At 67.2% G+C, this 18,054-nt stretch carries 13 protein-coding genes and 6 pseudogenes; 13 read left to right on the top strand and 6 right to left on the bottom strand.

The genetic code is table 11. The features are described from left to right. Positions 1-161 precede the first annotated feature (161 nt). The 3 genes and pseudogenes from C6Y14_RS45455 to C6Y14_RS45990 all read left to right on the top strand — a co-directional run. A pseudogene (locus tag C6Y14_RS45455) lies at positions 162-261 on the top strand (Uma2 family endonuclease); the annotation flags it as partial. A gap of 1,561 nt (positions 262-1,822) precedes the next feature. Continuing rightward, positions 1,823-2,617 (top strand): SDR family oxidoreductase, encoded by a 795-nt coding sequence (locus C6Y14_RS43070; protein WP_107022396.1) that lies wholly within the window; start codon positions 1,823-1,825, stop codon positions 2,615-2,617. Positions 2,618-2,694: 77 nt separating this feature from the next. Beyond that, positions 2,695-3,132, top strand: a pseudogene (locus C6Y14_RS45990) (hypothetical protein); the annotation flags it as partial. A gap of 561 nt (positions 3,133-3,693) precedes the next feature. On the opposite strand, the gene C6Y14_RS43055 reads toward C6Y14_RS45990, so the two are convergent. Next, positions 3,694-4,446: an SDR family NAD(P)-dependent oxidoreductase gene (locus C6Y14_RS43055; RefSeq protein ID WP_107022395.1), complete on the bottom strand. Its 753-nt coding sequence runs from the start codon at positions 4,444-4,446 to the stop codon at positions 3,694-3,696. A 122-nt stretch (positions 4,447-4,568) separates the two neighbouring features. On the opposite strand from C6Y14_RS43055, the gene C6Y14_RS43050 reads away from it, so the two are divergent. The 4 genes and pseudogenes from C6Y14_RS43050 to C6Y14_RS45785 all read left to right on the top strand — a co-directional run bounded on the left by C6Y14_RS43050 (position 4,569) and on the right by C6Y14_RS45785 (position 8,452). Next, positions 4,569-5,519, top strand: coding sequence for an AraC family transcriptional regulator (locus tag C6Y14_RS43050; protein ID WP_107022394.1), 951 nt, complete (start codon positions 4,569-4,571; stop codon positions 5,517-5,519). 617 nt (positions 5,520-6,136) lie between these two features. Continuing rightward, positions 6,137-6,712 carry a hypothetical protein gene (locus tag C6Y14_RS43045; protein WP_107022393.1) on the top strand — a complete coding sequence of 192 codons (576 nt, stop codon included), beginning with the start codon at positions 6,137-6,139 and terminating at the stop codon, positions 6,710-6,712. Positions 6,713-7,122: 410 nt separating this feature from the next. Beyond that, positions 7,123-7,578: pseudogene (locus tag C6Y14_RS43035) on the top strand (molybdopterin-dependent oxidoreductase); the annotation flags it as partial. Between the two features lie 559 nt (positions 7,579-8,137). Beyond that, positions 8,138-8,452: a hypothetical protein gene (locus tag C6Y14_RS45785; RefSeq protein ID WP_318658088.1), complete on the top strand. Its 315-nt coding sequence runs from the start codon at positions 8,138-8,140 to the stop codon at positions 8,450-8,452. Positions 8,453-8,475: 23 nt separating this feature from the next. On the opposite strand, the pseudogene C6Y14_RS45445 reads toward C6Y14_RS45785, so the two are convergent. Next, positions 8,476-8,813, bottom strand: a pseudogene (locus C6Y14_RS45445) (NF041680 family putative transposase); the annotation flags it as partial. 53 nt (positions 8,814-8,866) lie between these two features. On the opposite strand from C6Y14_RS45445, the pseudogene C6Y14_RS45440 reads away from it, so the two are divergent. Next, a pseudogene (locus tag C6Y14_RS45440) lies at positions 8,867-9,064 on the top strand (IS5/IS1182 family transposase); the annotation flags it as partial. A gap of 239 nt (positions 9,065-9,303) precedes the next feature. Beyond that, on the top strand, positions 9,304-10,302 hold the full coding sequence (locus C6Y14_RS43020; protein WP_107022390.1) for an STM4015 family protein: 999 nt from the start codon (positions 9,304-9,306) through the stop codon (positions 10,300-10,302). Between the two features lie 333 nt (positions 10,303-10,635). Here C6Y14_RS43020 and C6Y14_RS43015 read toward each other — a convergent pair whose 3' ends face one another. Continuing rightward, positions 10,636-11,616, bottom strand: coding sequence for a hypothetical protein (locus C6Y14_RS43015; RefSeq protein WP_225891562.1), 981 nt, complete (start codon positions 11,614-11,616; stop codon positions 10,636-10,638). Positions 11,617-12,776: 1,160 nt separating this feature from the next. On the opposite strand from C6Y14_RS43015, the gene C6Y14_RS43005 reads away from it, so the two are divergent. Then, positions 12,777-13,715, top strand: a complete 939-nt coding sequence (locus C6Y14_RS43005) for an alpha/beta fold hydrolase (protein WP_107022389.1) — start codon at positions 12,777-12,779, stop codon at positions 13,713-13,715. 39 nt (positions 13,716-13,754) lie between these two features. Here the strand turns inward: C6Y14_RS43005 and C6Y14_RS45985 are convergent. Beyond that, positions 13,755-13,988 (bottom strand): annotated as a pseudogene (locus tag C6Y14_RS45985) (IS481 family transposase); the annotation flags it as partial. 401 nt (positions 13,989-14,389) lie between these two features. After that, on the bottom strand, positions 14,390-15,367 hold the full coding sequence (locus C6Y14_RS42990; RefSeq protein WP_107022387.1) for an Lrp/AsnC family transcriptional regulator: 978 nt from the start codon (positions 15,365-15,367) through the stop codon (positions 14,390-14,392). A 101-nt stretch (positions 15,368-15,468) separates the two neighbouring features. Between C6Y14_RS42990 and C6Y14_RS42985 the strand changes: the two genes are divergently transcribed. The 3 genes from C6Y14_RS42985 to C6Y14_RS42975 are packed head-to-tail and all read left to right on the top strand — an operon-like array spanning position 15,469 to position 16,918. Then, positions 15,469-15,921: a VOC family protein gene (locus C6Y14_RS42985; protein WP_107022386.1), complete on the top strand. Its 453-nt coding sequence runs from the start codon at positions 15,469-15,471 to the stop codon at positions 15,919-15,921. After that, positions 15,918-16,502 carry an NADPH-dependent FMN reductase gene (locus C6Y14_RS42980; RefSeq protein WP_107022385.1) on the top strand — a complete coding sequence of 195 codons (585 nt, stop codon included), beginning with the start codon at positions 15,918-15,920 and terminating at the stop codon, positions 16,500-16,502. Before C6Y14_RS42985 ends, C6Y14_RS42980 begins: the two co-directional genes overlap by 4 nt. A gap of 44 nt (positions 16,503-16,546) precedes the next feature. Then, positions 16,547-16,918, top strand: coding sequence for an antibiotic biosynthesis monooxygenase family protein (locus tag C6Y14_RS42975; protein WP_107022384.1), 372 nt, complete (start codon positions 16,547-16,549; stop codon positions 16,916-16,918). A gap of 496 nt (positions 16,919-17,414) precedes the next feature. Here the strand turns inward: C6Y14_RS42975 and C6Y14_RS42970 are convergent, their stop codons facing one another. Further along, positions 17,415-17,927 carry an amino acid permease gene (locus tag C6Y14_RS42970; protein ID WP_225891561.1) on the bottom strand — a complete coding sequence of 171 codons (513 nt, stop codon included), beginning with the start codon at positions 17,925-17,927 and terminating at the stop codon, positions 17,415-17,417. Between the last annotated feature and the right edge of the window lie 127 nt (positions 17,928-18,054).

Genomic DNA, 18,054 nt, shown 5'->3' with positions numbered 1-18,054 from the left:
CGCCTCCTCACCACGGCCGCCCGCACCGTCCCGGACGGCTTCCTCCCTTCGGTCGAGGGCGAGGAGGACGCGGCCTTCGAACCGATGCTCCGTCTGCCGGCCGAGTAGGATAGCCCCGCGCGCGCAGCCTTCCGGACCCGACGCACCGCTATGGCGAAGCCATGACCGCACTGCCCGACTGGATGCGCCCGCCCAGCGCGGAGGGCTGTTCGCGGAGGACGTGGACCGCCTCCCCGAGGCTCGGCCCGGCGCACGCGGAAGCCTCGGCAGGAGGCTCTGGGGTGATCGCCCTCAAGGACGTGAAGGGATGGGCCGGTCGTCACGCGGCATCACAACAACGTCCTTACCTAGATCAATCGAACCCGGTTGGCGCTGAGATCAATCACGGTCCGGCCATTGCAGCATTAAGGACATCGACGCGATTCTCGTACTCGCGGCGGGCCTTGCGCTGAGCCAGGACCCTCGGGGTGCCTTGGCCGCCGTCGAGGGGCCGACAGCGGGCGAGGAACCGGCGGTGGATCGCCGGGGGTGCTGACGCGCAGGGTGCAGCCCCGGCCGCGCCGTACGGTGACGCCTTGGTCAGGCGCGGTGCGCTCGACGGGCTCCAGGCCCGGCCAGCGGAGGAAGTCAGCGACCTTGCCCGGCATGTCGTGGGTGACCGGTAGCCCTGGAGCCGGGACGTCTTCCTGCTCGATGGCACTGCGGTCGGGCATGAGGACCGCGACGGCCGTGCGGATCGCGCCGCGGCTGACGCCGTACTCGCGGGCGAGGGCGGCGATCGAGCGACCCTTTAGGTAGGCGGTGCAAACACCGCAGGCCCGCGCCGCCCTACGAAGGGTGCTTCCTGCAGCGGGACTTCCAGCCCGGCAACGTGCTGTTCGCCGTGTCGTCTCGAACCCGGAAGTCGCTCGGATCACACCGGCGTCATCGACTGGGCAGCAGCCTCCTGGGGCCCAGCCGCTCTCGAAGTGGCGCACTGCTCCGTCGATCTCGCGCTGCTGCACGGCCTGGCCTGAGGTCTGCGGTTCACCGAGGCGTACAAGGAGGCACGCAGCGGCAGTTGCCCGAGATTGATCGAGGGCTACGGCACGATGCCTCCCAACCGAGACTGCCTCGGCTTCGTACTCTTGCCCGCCCATCGTCGCAGAGCAGGTCCTGCCCGCGTACCCGCCTTCGCGCCACGTAGGGCAGGTCCGGTTCAGGCAGGCGACACGAGCGCCAGGCGTCCTTCCGCGGGGCCGGTGGCCGAACCCCGGGCCGCTGCCGAGCTGCCGAGCGGCGGCAGCTCACCGGCCCCTGGTCCTGCTTCGATTCCGGGGACTCCTCGAAACGCCGTTTCCCGTCCCGGGGCACCTCGATGCGCGGTTCCACGCCACCTTCACCGCGTACACGCTTGCGGCGGGGCCTATCCGCCCCGCCGGTTCCGGTGCCGTGCCCGGCGCGGCGGTGTGCCTGCGGAGCAGGACGAGCACGAGGATCCCGGCCGCCAGGGCGGTCGCGGAGGCGATCCGCACGGTCGCGTTGAGCCCGTTGGAGAATCCGGCCGGTAAGCCAGCGGCCTGCGCCTCTGACCGAGTGCGAGGAGCAGATCCTGGCATGTATCCGCCACTCGATCGCCGACGGGGGCGAGGCACCGACCCAGCGCCCTGCCGATTTCCCGTCCGTTCCGCTTGCCTGGAGTGCACGTCAAGTCCATAGCGTTGGAGGCATTCCGGTATCAGCAGGGTCTCGCCGGTTTTCCGGAAGGCTTCCTTCTGTACGTCCTCGGGCTCGGCCGCACGGGCACGAGTTTCTTCTGCACGACGAATGAGAAAGACGGCACATGGTGGACAAGCAGTTCACGACGCACGCAGAGCTTTTCGATCTGAGCGGAAAGCGCGCGCTCGTCACCGGTGGCACCAGAGGCATCGGGATGATGATCGCGCGTGGCCTTCTCCAGGCGGGCGTCCGCGTGGTCATCAGCTCACGCAACGCAGAAGCATGCGCTCAGGCGCAGGAGGAACTGTCCGCGTTCGGTGAAGTGCGGGCCGTCCCCGCCGACCTGTCCCGCCACGACGAGTGCCGGCGGCTGTCCGACCTCGTCACCGCCGGCTCGGAGCGTCTCGACATCCTCGTCAACAACGCGGGTGCCCTGTGGGACGAGCCGCTGGCGACGTTCCCGGACGCGGCCTGGGACACGGTCGTCGACCTCAACCTCAAGTCGCCGTTCTGGCTGGTGCAGTCGCTGCTGCCCGCACTTCGCAAGGCGGGCACCGCCGACGATCCCGCGCGGGTCATCAACATCGGCAGCATCGCCGCCATCCACATCCCCCAGCGGCCCAACTACTCGTACTCCAGCAGCAAGGCCGCGCTGCACCAGCTCACCAGAGTGCTCGCCAAGGAACTGGGACCACAGCACGTCACCGTGAACGCCGTGGCGCCGGGACCGTTCCCGTCGGCGATGATGGCCGCCACCCTCGACGAGCTGGGAGAGCAGATCGCGGCGTCGGCCCCCCTACGCCGGATCGGCCGCGACGACGACATGGCAGGTGTGGCCGTGTTCCTCGCCAGCCGGGCGGGCGCGTATCTGACGGGCGCCGTGATCCCCGTCGACGGCGGCATCGCCACCACCGCGTGACGTGCCGATGTGCCGGTGACCGGGCCGCCCTCCTGGCCCCCTACGCCGGGCTCGCGCCAGCCACGGAGTCGTCCGGGGCGCCGAGCCTCGGCGGACACGCGTTCAGAAGCAGCAGTCGGCATGACTTCGCGCCCTCGGTGGCAGCCCTTGCCGCCGGCCGCGGTCAGGAGGCATTCGCCTCCGTGACCTGGCGGAACGGCTCGCAAAGTGAGTTACGCTCCCGCGTCGATCACCATCCTGGTCCGTCTGGCCAAGGTCCGCTGGCGCATCGAGCACGACTACCGCGAGCTCCAACACGGCCTGGGACTCGATCACTTCGGAGGCCGTTCCTGGCCCGGCCGGCACCACCACGTCACCCTCGTGACCGCCGCTCACGCCTTCCTCACCGAACAGCGCCTGGCCCGAAAGGTGGCCGCACCGGCCTCACCCCCCCCACCAGGTCCTCGACGCCATCATCGGCCTCCCACTCTCCCTCCCTGTGCGAGGGCCGGGGCCCCGGACGGCTCGCCCGGTAGCTGCGCCAGCACCCCGGCGTCGAGGTCGCCTGCCGCGACGGCTCCCTCGTCCACCGGCAGGGCATCACCTTCGGTGCCCCCGCCAGCCTGCAGTTCAGCGACCGATCTCACCTCTGGCAGGGCTTGTCCCGGCAGGTTCACAAGATTGCTGTCGCCCACCACAGCTGCCTGCCCGCAGCCCTCCCCGAACTCGAATCACCGCCTCTTGACAGCCGCGACGCCGCCCCACTGAGGGAGTGGCTCAACCAGCTCATAAACAGCAGTGCGGCGAGGGATTCCGCCCGGATCCGCATGCGATGCCGGCGGGAGGGCCAGCGCCTACCGCAGGGGGCCGGCGTGATGGCGGGCCCCGAACCGAGCCGCTGCTCGGCGTCCCAGGCCCGGAACCGCTCCGCATCGACACACCTCAGTCGGCGGCGAGGCGCATGGAGCCGTCGGTCACGGCCTGGGTAGCGCCCACCACGGGCTCACGGGAACGAACCCTGCCGAGCACCGCCGCACACGCCCCGACGGGCTACCTGAATCCCCATGTGTACGGCAGGAACAGGTGGCCGAGACGGGCTAGATCTGGTTCGCCCCTCCGTCGACGTGGAATTCCACGCCAACGACGTAGCTGCTCTGCTCCGAGGCCAAAAAGGCCACGAGGGCGGCCGCCTCCTCAGGCTGACCGAAGCGGCCCTTGGGCACGGTCGCGGCGACAGTCTCCTTGACGGCCCGGATGGTCTCTTCGTCACCGAAGACAGCCATGCCCCCGGGAGTCTCGATCCATGCCGGCGAGACCACGTTGACCCGGATCTCACGGCCCTTGAGCTCGACGGACCACGCTCGCGCCAAGGCCCGTGCCGCCGCCTTCGACGCCGAGTACGCGCCGAAGCCTGCGACTCCGCGGGTGGCGGCAGCCGAACCGATCAGGATGACCGAGGCTCCATCGTTGAGATGCGGCAAGGCCTTCTGCACCGTGAACACCGTGCCACGGACGTTGACCCCGAAGATCTGGTCGAAGTGATCCGCAGTGGTCTGTTCCAACGTCACAAACGAGGCGACCGCCGCGTTGGCCACCAGCACGTCCACACCCGTGCCCCTCGCCTCGATCACTTCGTAGAGACGGTCCAGGTCCTCCAGCTTGGAGACGTCCCCGACGACCGCAGTGGCCCGGTGCGCTCCGATCGTTTCGACGGCTGCCTTCAATTCGGCCTCACGTCGACCGGTGATGACCACGTACGCGCCTTCATCCGCAAGACGCACGGCAGCGGCCAGACCGATGCCGCTGCTGCCTCCGGTGACGACTGCCGTCCTGCCTTCCAGCTGTCCCATGTGAATGTCTCCTCGCCATCGCCATGCCTATGCCCTTCGGCATCGATACTGCGAGAGAACGGGGATACTATCCATAACGCAACGTCCAGGATCTTTTACGTATCGTCCAGGAGGCGCCGTCGATGCTCGGGTTCCAGGATCCAGTGGCTGACGCGATCAGCCTGCTCCGGCCCCGCACGGTCATCGGGCCCAGCCTCAAAGCTGCAGGAAAGTGGGCTTTGAACTTCGACCCGTTCTTGCACGTGCGCATCGGAGGCCTCGTGCGCGGTACATGTTGGTTGATCGTCGAAGGGCAGGAACCGGTACGTCTGCATGAAGGGGACACGTTCATGCTGGGCAACCCTCCTCCCTATGTGCTGGCCAGCACACTCGATGCAAGCCCCCGCCCGGCGGCGCCAGTGCTGGCGGGCGCCGAAGACGGTTACGTGCGGATCGGCCCGGAATCCGAGGAGAACCTCTACCTCTGTGTCGGGCACATCACGTTCGACGACAGGAACGCGGCCCTCCTCACCGATCTTCTGCCACCGCTCGTGATCGTCCGATTGGACGATGCTCATGGCGGGCGACTCGCCCAACTGATCGATCTTCTCGCCTCTGAAGTCGGGGTCACCGCCGCCGGCGGCCCGCTGGTCCAGAACCACCTTGCACAGATCCTGCTCGTGCACATGCTGCGCGCCCACGCCGCCCAGACGGACCGGCCCACCGGCTGGCTCGGCGCCCTGAACGAGGACGGCATCGGTGCCGCTCTGCGCGCCGTGCATGCGGACGTTGCCCATTCCTGGAGCCTCAAGGAACTCGCCGAGATCAGCAACATGTCACGTTCCGCGTTCGCCCACGCCTTCAAGCGCCACGTCGGAGTTCCGCCACTGGAGTACCTGATTCAATGGCGCATGAGCCTGGCACGCGACGCCCTCGCCCGCGACACTCAGTCGCTCTCCGAGCTCGCACGGGCCACCGGCTACATGTCCGAGAGCGCGTTCAGCACCGCATTCCGCCGCGTAGTTGGCTCATCGCCCGCACAGTTTCGAAATCACGTCAAAAAACCGGCACATTCCGGCGCGCAAGAAACCTGAAGCGCGTCGACGAGCGGGAGTTGCAACGTGCCGAGAGCCGTTTTCCTTCGGTTGGCGTTGGCCGCTCGGAGGTATTGAGGATCGCTGCGCAAACTCGCTGGCTACTGCCGCAGTTGGCTTTAAGCGGGGTCGGACGCGGGTCGACCGGGCCCCATGGGAGGCGTCGGTCACCGGGCAGGACAGCACCTGCTGGAGCAACGGAACGGTGTCCACCAGGCCTTGAGGAGTGCCACAAGGGCTGATCGGATGCCGGACCGCCGGGCGGCAAGATGATCGCCCTCACGCCCCGTCGACCATCCACCTCCCATTGGGGTCGCTCCCCGGCCCGAGAACGAACTGCACACTTCGCTTGCCGTGTCTTCCTGACAGATGTCAGGAAGACACGGCACGACGGGCCGCGTACGTTCTGCCACATGCTGCGGCACATCGGCGGGCGAACCCTCAAGGCCCACCGGACTGCCCGCACGTCCGGTGACGGGAGGAGGTCAGGCAGAGCCCGACTCAGCCGCTGGACGGCCCTCGTCATGTATGTACGGATCAATACGGCGTTGCTCGGACGATGACCAGTATCCGGGCCAGCTCCTCAGTACCTTTTGGTTCGTCGGGAAAGGAATTGCATGTCTCTATTGAAGCGCTACGCATTCCTCGCAGCTGCAGCCGCCGCTGTGGTGTCTGTGGGTTTGACCGGACCGGTATCCGCGCAGACGACGCACACTCAGGCCGCCTTCACCCAACAGGCCCGCGATGCAGGCCTCAGCCGAGACGATGCCGAAGCTCTCCAGACGAAAGTGGAGCGCTACCTCACTCACCACGACGGACGGCAGGTCGCGGCGAATGAGATTGCCCTGGCCGACGGCGCCACACTGACAGTCACCGTTCCCGGCGAGAAGTACGTGCGTGAGTTGAACACGTCGGCCAAAAGCCGTGCCGCAGCACAGTGGGACTGCGACCAGGACTACTTCTGTATGTACCGTCAGACGCTGGGCATGGGCGACAGACTTTCCCTGTACCACTGCCAGGACTACGCCCTGCAGGATTGGATCGGAGAAGGTTCCTACTACAACCTCCAGACCCGTGGCACCCAAGCATTGCTGAAGAACCAGAACCGTACCGTCATCGACATCACGCCTGCCGCCCCCTTCAGCAACGCGAGCTACGACTGGACCCCTGTCTGGTACGTCAGGCCCTGCTGACAGTGGAGTGGGGTCTCGGGTGTTGCCCGCCCCTCTGACCAGAGGTAGACGAGGTGGTATGCATCCAGGCGGTGCCACCTTCCCGCTGCTCGGCCGTCCCCTCCTCGGCCGGCGGGACCTGGACCGTCCGGTCCGTGTCGAGGCCCAGCTCCATCAGCGGCCGCCATTCCGCGTACAAGGGTGGCCACTTGAGGTGGATGGCTCCCGTGGAGTGCTGCACGATGACGCCCACGATCGCGGCAGCGGTCACGAGGAGTACGCCGCCAACCGCGGCGATGACATCGCGACGCTCCACGCAGGGGACCCGCCGCAGTGCTTCGGCAGACGGGCGTCAGGGTTTCGTCACAGGTCGCGGTCCCCTGTCTGCTCCTGCGCGGACTACCGTCGAACCCATAAGCCGTGCGCTTCGTATCAACTCCCCGGATCGCCCTGATTTCTGGCACAGCCCGTTGCGTGGCCCATGGCTGACCGCGGTTCTCGGCACCGTGCTCCTCGCGGGGATCACGCTGGTGTTCGTGACGCTGCTGTCGTACGCCGCGTACAACCCGAATCTGTCGCCACTGAACGACAAGACGCCGGACAAGGGCCTGCTCGGCTTCCATCTCTTCGACCGGCCGACCGACCCGCACTGGCTGTATCGACTCCCCCAGGGGCTGCACGTCACGGTCGGGACAGTCCTGATCCCGGGGGTGCTGGCGAAGCTCTGGTCGGTGGCGCCCCGGCTTTTGGCGCTGCCGCCCGTGCGCTCCGTGGCTCATGCCCTGGAGCGGATCTCGCTGCTTCTGCTGGTCGGTGGCGTGTTGTTCGAGCTGGTCACGGGTGTGCTCAACGTGCAGCTCAACTACCTTTTCCCGGGATCCTTCTGGTTTCCGCTGATCGCGGGGCAGGCGGGGCGCTACGAGTCCGCCACCGGGCTGGACGCCGGGGTGTTCCTCACCCGGTGGCTGCTGCTGTCGGCCGCGCTGTTCGGGGCCTCGACGCTGCTGCTGTGGGTACGTGTCGTGCGCGGGCGGCGCAGCGCCACGAAGTGACGTCCACCGGTGGCCCAGTGCTTGCCGGATTACCTCCAAGCACTCCTCGACCGGCACGGCTGAGGACTCGCCATCAGTACCCTCCAGTGACCTGCCTCGCGGCTGCGGCCGACGTCTCCTTGCAGCCTGATCAGAGCCTGGCCGACTGAGCTTGAGATGAATCACGTAGGAGCCTTCGGTGCTCGGCTCGCATACTGGTCCGATGAGTTCGATCTCCACACACCATCGGTTCCGGGACCCGCGCAGCACGAGGTACGACTTTCTCGCGCCGGTCATCGTGTGCTGTCCCGGCTGCGAGAAGGTCGCTCACGTCGTGGCCGGTCCGGAGCCGGCCGGGGTGCACAATCCGGGCCTCCTTGCACCAAGGCGTCTCATCTGCCGGAACTGTGGGGTGATGAAGGAATGGAGCCGTGGAGGTGTGGCCCTGCACCGGGACCGGAACGAGCCGGCCACGGACCCGTACTTCGGTGTCCGTCTGTGGCTGCAGACCGAGTCCCGGCACGGGTGGGTATGGGCCTACAACCTGGAACACATGGACCTGATCAGGCGATTCGTGCAGGCTTCGCTGCGTGAAGGGATTCCCTGGCACGACCACGGCCGGAAGATGACCGTGGTGGCCCGCCTTCCCGCATGGATGCAGCAGGCCAAGAACCGGGACGAGGTGCTGCGGGCCATCGCCCGCATCCACGCCTCCCTGCTCAGCACCTGATTCGGGGCCACCGAGCCTGCCGCTCATCCCGTGACGCGTCTGGGCCTGGTGCCTTTCTTGTGATGACTAGGACGTGAATGCGCTTCTCCGGTCTTGAGGATCAGGAGGATCAGGAGGATCAGGTCGACGTCCTGAACAGTGGCCCGGCGTCGGTTTCTCACGCCGAGCGGGCGGCCCGGGCCAGGTTTGGCGAGTTTGGGCGCACGGGCTGGTAGGGGGCACTTCATACGGAGGTTCCTGAACACGCGCCGAACGCGGGCCGCGAGAGCTTGTTCGGCAGAGCCGGCCGTTCCCAGGGTCGACGGAGATCGGTGACCAGGCCGCGGACAAGGCGGAGTTGGGTGTGAGCGGCAACGGACAAAGCGCACTTCTCCGCCGACCACCTGGCATGCCTGCGAACGGGGTCTGCTCCCGCGCATCGCGCGACCGGGCATCGAGTCCGGCGAACGGCTCGACCGACACCGATGGAAGATCGAGCGGCCCACCGTCCGGCTCTTCGGCTATCGCCGCCTCACCGTGCGCTACGAGCGAAAGGGCGCCCGCTTCCTCGCCTTCCTCGGCCTCGCTGCCGCACTGGCCTGTTACAAGAAACAGGCGAAACTCGCCACATGAGACAACATCCAAGCCGGGACCAAACAGGAACCACGGGACCGAACACTGCGATCGATCGAGCCATCGGCCGAGGGAAGGTTCACTAACCCCGCTACGGGTGCCCCAGACATGCAGAGGGGGTGACCGGCACCCCGGGAAGGGTGAGCCTCGGCATTGTCACTGGCGGCTGGTAGAACTGCCGTTCAGATCACGGGCGTTGGAAGCGCCGGATACCTCGTACGGCGGGAGCAGGCAGGCACATGCGAACCCAGGACGACCACCTCACCGAGCTCTACGGACTTCCCGCCTTCACGTTCCCCGAGGAGCGGGACGCGGCCGGCGTCGCGCTGCCCGAGGCCGACGCCGTGGCCTGGCGGATCGGATACGAGCGATGGAGCAGCGGCGAACGGTGGAAGGACACCTTCGAGCGGCTGTGCGCGGCCGTGGACAGCGCGCGCATCCGCGCGCTGATCATCGGCATCTGGGGAGACCCGGAGGACACCGAACCCGACGAGGTCATGGAGGCGTTCCTGGACGCGCGGGACAGACTGACCGGGCTGCGATCCCTCTTCTTCGGCGACATCACCGACGAGGAGTGCCGACTCTCCCGGATCGGCCAGACCGACGTCACGCCGCTGCTCGCGAGCTATCCGGCCTTGGAGGAGTTCTCGGTCCGGGCCGGCGAGTCCTACGACATGGAGGGGCTGCACCCGCTCAGGTTCCCCCGCATACGCCACGATGCGCTGCGCAGGCTCGTCGTCGAGAGCGCGGGGCTGCGCGGCCATGTCCTGCGCGGGGTGAGCGAGAGCGAGTTGCCCGCGCTGGAGCATCTCGAACTGTGGCTGGGCGCGCGCGACGACGGGGGCGACGGCGAGATCGCCGACCTCGCGGGGATCCTGTCCGGACACCGGCTGCCGCGGCTGCGTAGTCTCGCCCTGCGTAACAGCGAGATGCAGGACGAGGTCGCGGCGGCCGTGGGGGCCGCGCCCGTCATCGCCGGCCTCGACGCGCTCGACCTGTCGCTCGGCACACTGACCGATACCGGCGCCGAGGCGCTGCTCAGCGGGCAGCCCCTGACCCATCTGAGGAAGCTCGACCTGCACCACAACTACCTGAGTGAGCCGATGAGACAGCGTGTCCGGGACGCGCTCGAACCGGCCGGCGTCGAAGTCGACCTCGAACCGTCCGACGCCGAGGCGGAAAAGGACGAGAACGGCGTGCCGGTGCCCAGCATCAGTGTGGGCCCGCTCACTTACTGACCGTCCTCCCGGGCGCGCTACCGGCCCGGGTTCGTCCGGCGCCGCCATGACGTTCCGGCCAGTTCCGGTACACCCGCCGGACGCCGACCGGCCCGGCGGCCACCCATTGGACGCTGCAAGGTCCCCGTCGGTACCACGGCGCGCACGATGACGCGTGCACGATGTGGTCCCGCAGCAACAGCACGCTGGCCGTGCACCGATGCCGTACAGAGCCTCAAGCCGACAGCCCCAGGATGCCGCCAGGGCTCCACTGCCATCCGGAAGAAGTCCACGAAACACTTCCCCGCATGCCGCGACTCCGCTGCCGAGCACCTGCCGAAAACCCCGGCAAGCTCAGCCAACATGCGTATCCGCCAGCGCAGCCAGGTCGACGGTGTCCCCGGCGGGCGGGGTCCTGACAGTGACTGGTTCGTTGATGTCGAGGAAGGTGAAGGTCAGGTCGATGGGGTCGCCGATGCCCGGCTTGAGCGGCTTCCCGTCGGTGGCGTAAGGCATCGTGTACGTCGCGCCGCGCATACGGAACTGCTTGGCGCGCCCGTCGCCGTCGATCCACAGGTCCATGGTGAGGTTCTTGTCGAGCCTCAGCCCGTAGAAATGATCGAGACTGTCGATCTGACGCTTCCGGGCTGCCTTGCCCGTGACGGCGTCACGGCTGGCGCGCAGTCCTTCAGAGGTGACCGTTCCCCTGTAGTGCACCGTCCGGGTGCCGTCGACGGTCTCGGTCCCGATCCTCTTCGGATTCCTGGAACCGGTCAGGATCGTGGACTGTACGACCGGACTGCCCTCAATCTGGCGGGGCAGTACACCATAGGTGTTGTTGTCCACCACGCCACGGCCCCAGGCCGCCGGTTCAGCGCGGAGCCAGCTCCTGCCGCGCAACTGCGCGAGGCCCGACTCGTCAAGGCCCCACTTGTCCCCGACGAGCGCACTGTCGTCGAGCGCGCTGCCACCGAAGTACAACGCCTTGCCGACGAACCGGACCTCCATCGGGCCCTTCGCGCGCTGGTCCGCCGTGGTCAGTTCCATACTCATGGCCGACGGCTTCGTAGCCATGGACGCCTCGCCCCTGAGTCGGCCCCGGTCCGGTACGGACCCGGTGATCCGGTAGCGGAGAGACGTGATGCCGGCGGAGTCCTCCGCAGCCTCTGCCACGGCTTCGGCGGGCGTCAGAACCGGTGTCTGCTCCGTGGCGGTTGTGGACGTGGCGGAACCACTGCCGACACCCGTTCCGCAGGCCCCGGCGCCTGTACCGAACAACACGACGGCGAAGACGGTGCCGGCCGTCCGCCGTGCCGCAGACGGACGTACGGACATTCTCATGGTTCCCCCGGAACACGAAGCCGATCACGCAAAGGCTGTTGAGCCTATCCCGGGAAAGGAAGGCCGGTCCTCCGTCGTCCCGCAGGGCCCGACTCAGGACCGGGTTCTGTCAGTACCGCCGTGCACGCTGCGTTCCATGAGCGACCACTACGAAGCCGGCTTCGCTAGCTTCCTGCGTGCCGACACACCGGTTTCCGTACTGGGGCCCCTGCACCGACACCTGGGTATGGTCAGCGAGGGACCGGAAAGCCTGGACCCCGAGGACCACCCGTACCAACTCCTCGTTCCGAACCACAACAGCCGCCTCCAGGGCGACGTGACGCCGGGCCGGATCCGAGGCGCAGATCAGCACCTTGAGCCGTCTGCCCACGCCGAGGTTTCTGCGGCCCCCGACGGACAGCTTCTTCCGGGTCTCGGGCGAGCTTCCCGTAGGCCGCTGCAACGTCCGGCACACCGCCCGGCCCCGCGAGTGCGTCATGTACCCCGCTCTGCAGCCAGTCGGCCTGATTGTCGTCAGCCTCGGCAACCGCAAGAGCGACAAGCCGTATCGCGGCCAGCGTCCCCGCCCGGGTCAAAGCCTCTGCAGTCTGACGGGTCACAGCCGTGTCCTTGACGTCCAGCACCAGCACCAGCACCAGCACTGTCAACGCTCCCGCAGTCTCTGAAATGTCAGCGAAGGGAACAAGATCACTCCCGGCACGAACACGCCGGGTGCACGAAGGAGAAGACGCCTCGGCCAAGGCTGTCTCCAACCCGCCGCGTGCTCGTGGGCGCACACAATCGTGGAGTCCACGGAGACGGCCCGGTTGAGGTCCTCGCACTGAGCAGCCTGTGGAACCCGGTCCCCGTGCTCATCACCGGATCCGGATCCGGACTCGCACTGGCCACCATGGCAATGAACTGCAACACCTGGCCCTCACAAGTCCGTTCACCGCGCGGCGCATTTCCTGATGCCTGGCGATTCCTGCACCTGCAGGGGGGCGCCGCGCCCCCAGGAAGCGGGCCCGTGACCGGATACGGGGGTTAACCCCACCTCACGCGGTGTCAACCCCAACACCGCCAACACACGTGCCAGCCGGGTGCCTTGCTCACCGCATAAGCGGAACGATGGTTTCACAAGCACAACAGCACCTCTCAGTCACCTAGGATCCACCATGCCCAGCACCTCACCCAGCCTCCGGTCCATCTCCCGGGCCCTGTCCGCACTCGCTCTGCTCGGCGTAACCACCGGCGTTGTCACTGCCTGCAGCGACAACGACTCCGCCACGGGTCGCTCCGCCTCGTCGTCGGCCAGCTCGCCCGCCTCCGCCGGCGCAGTCGCCCACACGGACAAAGCCGAACTGCACATGATCGACAACGACGGCCACCGCCTGGCCTTCTACGTCACCAAGGGCCACGGCCCCACCATCGTGCTGGACTCCGGTGGCGGCGAGGACGCCTCCTACTGGAAGGACCTCGCCGGCAAGCTCCACTCAGCCACCGGCGCGACCGTCATCACCTACGACCGCGCCGGCATGGGCAAGAGCGATGCAGTGCCCGGCGCATGGCAGGTGAAGAGCGCCGTCAGCGACCTCAAGACGGGACTCCGACAGCTGGGCCTCACACACGGTGTGACGCTGGTGTCCCACTCACAGGCCGGCGAGATCGCGACCTACTTCGCCGAGGAGAACCCGAGGATGCTCTCCGGCGCGGTCCTGGTCGACGCCAGCCTGCCACCGCTCTACACCGACGAAGAGATCGCCCGCATCAACGCCGCGAGCCGGCCCCAGGTCGACGCCGCGAAGAACGACCCGGACAAGCCGGCGAACCGCCAGCTCATCTCCATCGCCGAAAGCTACGTACCGATGCACAAGGCCTACCACCGGGCCACCTGGCCGAGCACTGTTCCGGCTACGGTCATCGTCTCGGAGAAGACACCGTTCGACGGATCACCCGAAGACGCCCAGCGCTGGCGAGAGGCTGCGGCGACTTTCGTCAAGCAAGGCCCGGACCGCACGCTGATCACCGCGAAGGGAAGCTCCCACGACATCCCCAAGGACCGCCCCACCCTCATACTCAAGGAGATCGAAAGCATGGTGGACGCACAGCACTGACTCCTTGTGGCCACCGCCGCCCGAGAACCGGCCGAGCTACTTGACGTCGACGTGAAGCAGGCCGCCGGGCCGGGCTGTTTCGCAGCGACGGAGGAATCGGCCGGTGGGCCGATCCATGTACGCAACCTGGTTCAGGCCGTGAGGGACCAAGATGCGGTGCAGGGTCGAGGCGGGCAGTCCCAGGGCGAAGCCGAGTTCGCGGCTCTGGTGTGCAGCCGGCATACCCGGCCCTCCACCGGTGTATGCCGTCCTGCATGGCGTCGGTATACCCCGGCCATCGGCATTCGGGGGCAGCCGGTGTTCTGGGCTCGGCTTCAGTGCCGCGCCCAGTGCGCCGACCCCCTGCAGCACTTCGCCGCCGGCGACTACCAACCGCGGCCCGAGCCGGTCGACCAGCATCGGCAGGGTCAGCACGGTCGTCATGCTGACCAGGACACCGACCGTCGCCAGCTCCAGGTCGGCGGCCTTGCGAGGCGGACACAGGTATTCATCCGGACGACCTGTCTCTTCGCGACGCAGCTCGCCGCCGCGGCCTTCCAGCCAGCCGGGGATCGGCGCCGCGCCGCGCCGCGCCGCGTCTGACGGACCGCTTCACGTCGCTTATGTCCGACGGTCCCCCTGCGCCTGTGTGGCCGGTCCACTCGTGCTCACCAAGAGCAACACGGAAACAGCTTCTAGGCGAGGCGGCCGCCGACCACTCGGGTGGCGGCCTGTTTGAGCCTACTGAGCAGCGGGACGACCTCTACGTGGGTCACCCCAGGCAGAGGGCCAAGCCGCTCCGTGACATAGGTGAAGAGCTCAAGGCTGTCGCGGCAGGTCACTGCGGCCAGGATGTTCGCGGAGCCCGTAATCGCAGCGACCCAACTGGTCTGCTGATGTCCAGAGAGCGCTTCGCAGACCGTGACAATGCGGTCCGGTGACACTTGAAGGAGCAATGTGGCGGAGGTTCGATAGCCGAACGCTTCCAGCATCACGTCCACGTCCACGGTGACCGCGCCACTGTCCATGAGTGCCTGGAGACGGCTTCTGACACGGGACGGCGGCCAGTTCAGGGTGCGGGACAGCGCTGACGCGGTTGCTCTGCCGTCCCGGCGCAGTTCCTCCACCAGCGGACGGTCCTCGACGAGCACGGGGCTGTACGTCGTCTTCCGTCGGCTGGGCTCGCGCCCTTGAAGAAGATGCCGCTTCGCGTCCTCGCTCAGCGGTTCCTCAAAACCCGACCACTCAGCAGGACCGCCGGAATACGAGTGCAGGACCAGATGGGTGGTGAACGAGAGCACTTCTGCCGTGTGCGAGATCCGCGGCAGGACCCCCGTGCCGCATTCCGCATCGGCGGGCAGGGTCGTGGTGCACATCAGCTCCGCGCCGCCGGAGTACAGCCCGACCCAGGAGACGTCGTCGCGCGCAGCGAGTACGGCACTCAGGTTGGCGGCGGCAGCAGGGCGGCACTGCAGCCGCAGCAGCCAGAGCGGATGCCGGGCGGAGGCGGCTGCCTCGCTGACCAGAACCCGGAGCACGCCTGTCTCACGCATGGCGCGGTAGCGGCGCATCGCGGTCTGCTCCGACACCCCCACCACCTCGGCGATCCGCCGCATCGGAGCCCGCCCGTCGAGCATCAGGCATTGAAGGATCTGTTGATCCAGAACGTTCATTGGCAGAGTTTATTGCACTCACACGAGTTCATGTGGAAGTTATTTCGAGATATGGGGCAAGCACCTGGAGCTTTCGTTACCGCGCGGCGAACACTTGGTGTATGAGCGTTTTGAACCACCAGATCGTCTGGTCCCGGGATGCCGAGACCTCCGCCCGCTTCCTGGCCGACATGCTGGCCTTCGAACCCCCGGTGAAACTGGGCCACTTCGTGATGGTGCAGGTAAGTCCTGACATCACCTTCGACTTCATGAGCACTGACCGCGACATCATGGCTCAGCACTACGCCTTCCCGGTCGGCGAAGCGGAGTTCGACGCGATCTTCGCCCGGGTGCGGGAGCACGGCCTGGAACACTGGGCAGACCCCAAGCACCAGGAACCGGGCACCATCAACCACCTCGATGATGGCCGTGGTGTCTACTTCAATGATCCCAGCGGTCATGAGCTGGAGATCATCACACGTCCCTACGGCAGCGGTGGACTTGAGGCCCAGCACGTCAACCCCCTACTCACCGAGGAGCTCTCGGCCAGTGGAAAGCTTCCGGACCTGTCATGACCGAGCCTTCGACCGCCGACCGTCCCCTCGTTCAGGTCCTGATCGCGAGCACCCGGCCGAACCGCGCAGGCGAACCCACCGCCCGGTGGGTCGCCGATCAGGCCGCATCGAGCGGCAGTTTCGACATCGAGGTCGTCGACCTGGCCGAGATGGACCTGCCGATGCTCGCCGAACCAGGGCACCCAAGTACGCGTGACTATCAGATGGCGTCCACACGGGCCTTCAGTGAGGTCATAGACCGCGCGGCGGCATACATCTTCGTGTTGCCGGAGTACAACCACAGCTACAACGCCGCGTTGACGAACGCCCTGGACCACCTGTTCCGGGAATGGCGCGGCAAGCCGGTGATACTGGTCAGCTATGGCGGCGTGGCAGCAGGGGCCCGAGCCGCGATGGCACTGGAACCGGTGCTGATCTCGCTCCAACTCCACGTGGCCGGGTTCGTCCCGATCCCGCTCATCGACCAACTGCTCCACCTTCACGACGGCCAGCGAGTGTTCCGCCCCACCGAACCGGTCGAGCACGGCCTCACCAAAGCCCTGGACGCTCTCCATCGAGCCCTGCAGTCCGGGACGGTCTGACCCCAGCGCCGGATCGCCCCGCCAGCCTCCGAAAGAGAATCATCATGCCCGAATTCCACGAGCTGGACACCCACGTCACCCTCGCCGACCAACTCGACGAGGGGGGCGGCCCCGTCATCCTCGTCAACGTCCTCTCCGTCGCCCCCGAAGACGTCGACCAACTGCTGCTGGCCTGGTCCACCGACGCGGCCGCGCTGAAGAACCAACCGGGCTTCATCTCCACCCAGCTCTACCGCGGCATCGCCGGCAGCAGCACGTTCCTCAATCACGCCGTCTGGGAGTCGACCGCCCACTACCGCACCGCCCGGCTCGACGGCACAGTGCGCGCAGCCGCCCGTGAGCTGTACCCGTCCAGCCTCACCGCCACCCCGCACCTGTTCCGAGCGCAGGCCGTTCCGGGAATCTGCGTCGCCTGACGGGTTGGTGCATCGCAAGATGTCGTGGCCGTAGCCGCCGTCGGCCAGCAGGGCATCCGGGCGCCGGCGGGGTCTGCCGACCCGGCCAGCCCGCTACGGCCGGGATCTTGTCGAGCAGGAGCAGCAGCACGGTGATGCCGCCCGCGGTTGCCGCCGGTCAGCGACACCGCGAGCGAGACGCCCTGCCCGTCGACGATGAGGTGGTGCCTTGCTGCCAGACACCTCCAGCACGTCACCTGGCAGTCCAGCACCTGCGGTCTGCCCTCGACCAGCTTCTGTGCCGGCCCGGGCAGCAACGGCACCATTGGCGACCACAGTTCATCCGGCACGATCCACCGGCCGCGACTGATGCCTCGTCAGAACCGACCCAACGAACAGATGAGCCGATAGCCACATGAGCGACGGCCCATGTCAGAGTCTGTGCGAGGGCGTCCCGGCTGACGCGTCCGTCTGCGTGGTGGCGCGGCTGCGTAGACGTTCGGCAACTTCGAGGGCGTCACCTTCGGGTGCGGTGGAGTCGCGATCGGGCCTTGCTGTCAGGAGGTAGGCGAGGCCGACGGCGGAGGACAACCATCATGAAGGCGGCATATCCGGCGAGCATCTGGAAAGCCGCGATCTTGACGAGTGAATCGGGCGAGTAGTACACGAAGACGAAGATGAGCAACGGGGCCACGTTCACGCCGAGCAGGGCGTTCATGGGGACGCGGTGCCTGCGGGAGATACTGGAGAAGACGCGGGCGCCGGGGAACATATTGTCGCGTGCGAAGGAGAACACGATCCGGCTCGCGGCGGCCTGCTGGCTCATGACCCCGGCGATGAACGAGGTGACAATGACATCGAGGACAATCTTTGTGCCGAATGCCCCGACCGCGTTCTGCAGGATCCCGGGGATGGGATTGGTGTCCTCCCCGGAGAGGATCGAGGCGAGATCCAGGGCGGCGAGCGCGTAGCCGATGAAGACGAAGAGGGCTGGGAGGCCGGATGCAGAAATTGGGGGCCGAGAAGACAACACCGAGTGAGGACGGCTAGGTCGTTTCTGATGGCTCTTGGATGGTGTCGCGGAGCCAGATGACGATCGCGGTGACGGTGAGGGTGCCGTTGAAGATGTAGTCGCGTTTGTCGTAGCGGCTGGCCAC

It is taken from the genome of Streptomyces dioscori (assembly GCF_003024195.1).
Lineage (GTDB): Bacteria > Actinomycetota > Actinomycetes > Streptomycetales > Streptomycetaceae > Streptomyces > Streptomyces dioscori.
Note: the sequence above shows the minus strand (reverse complement) of the source record. Positions and strands in the feature narration are given on the sequence as shown.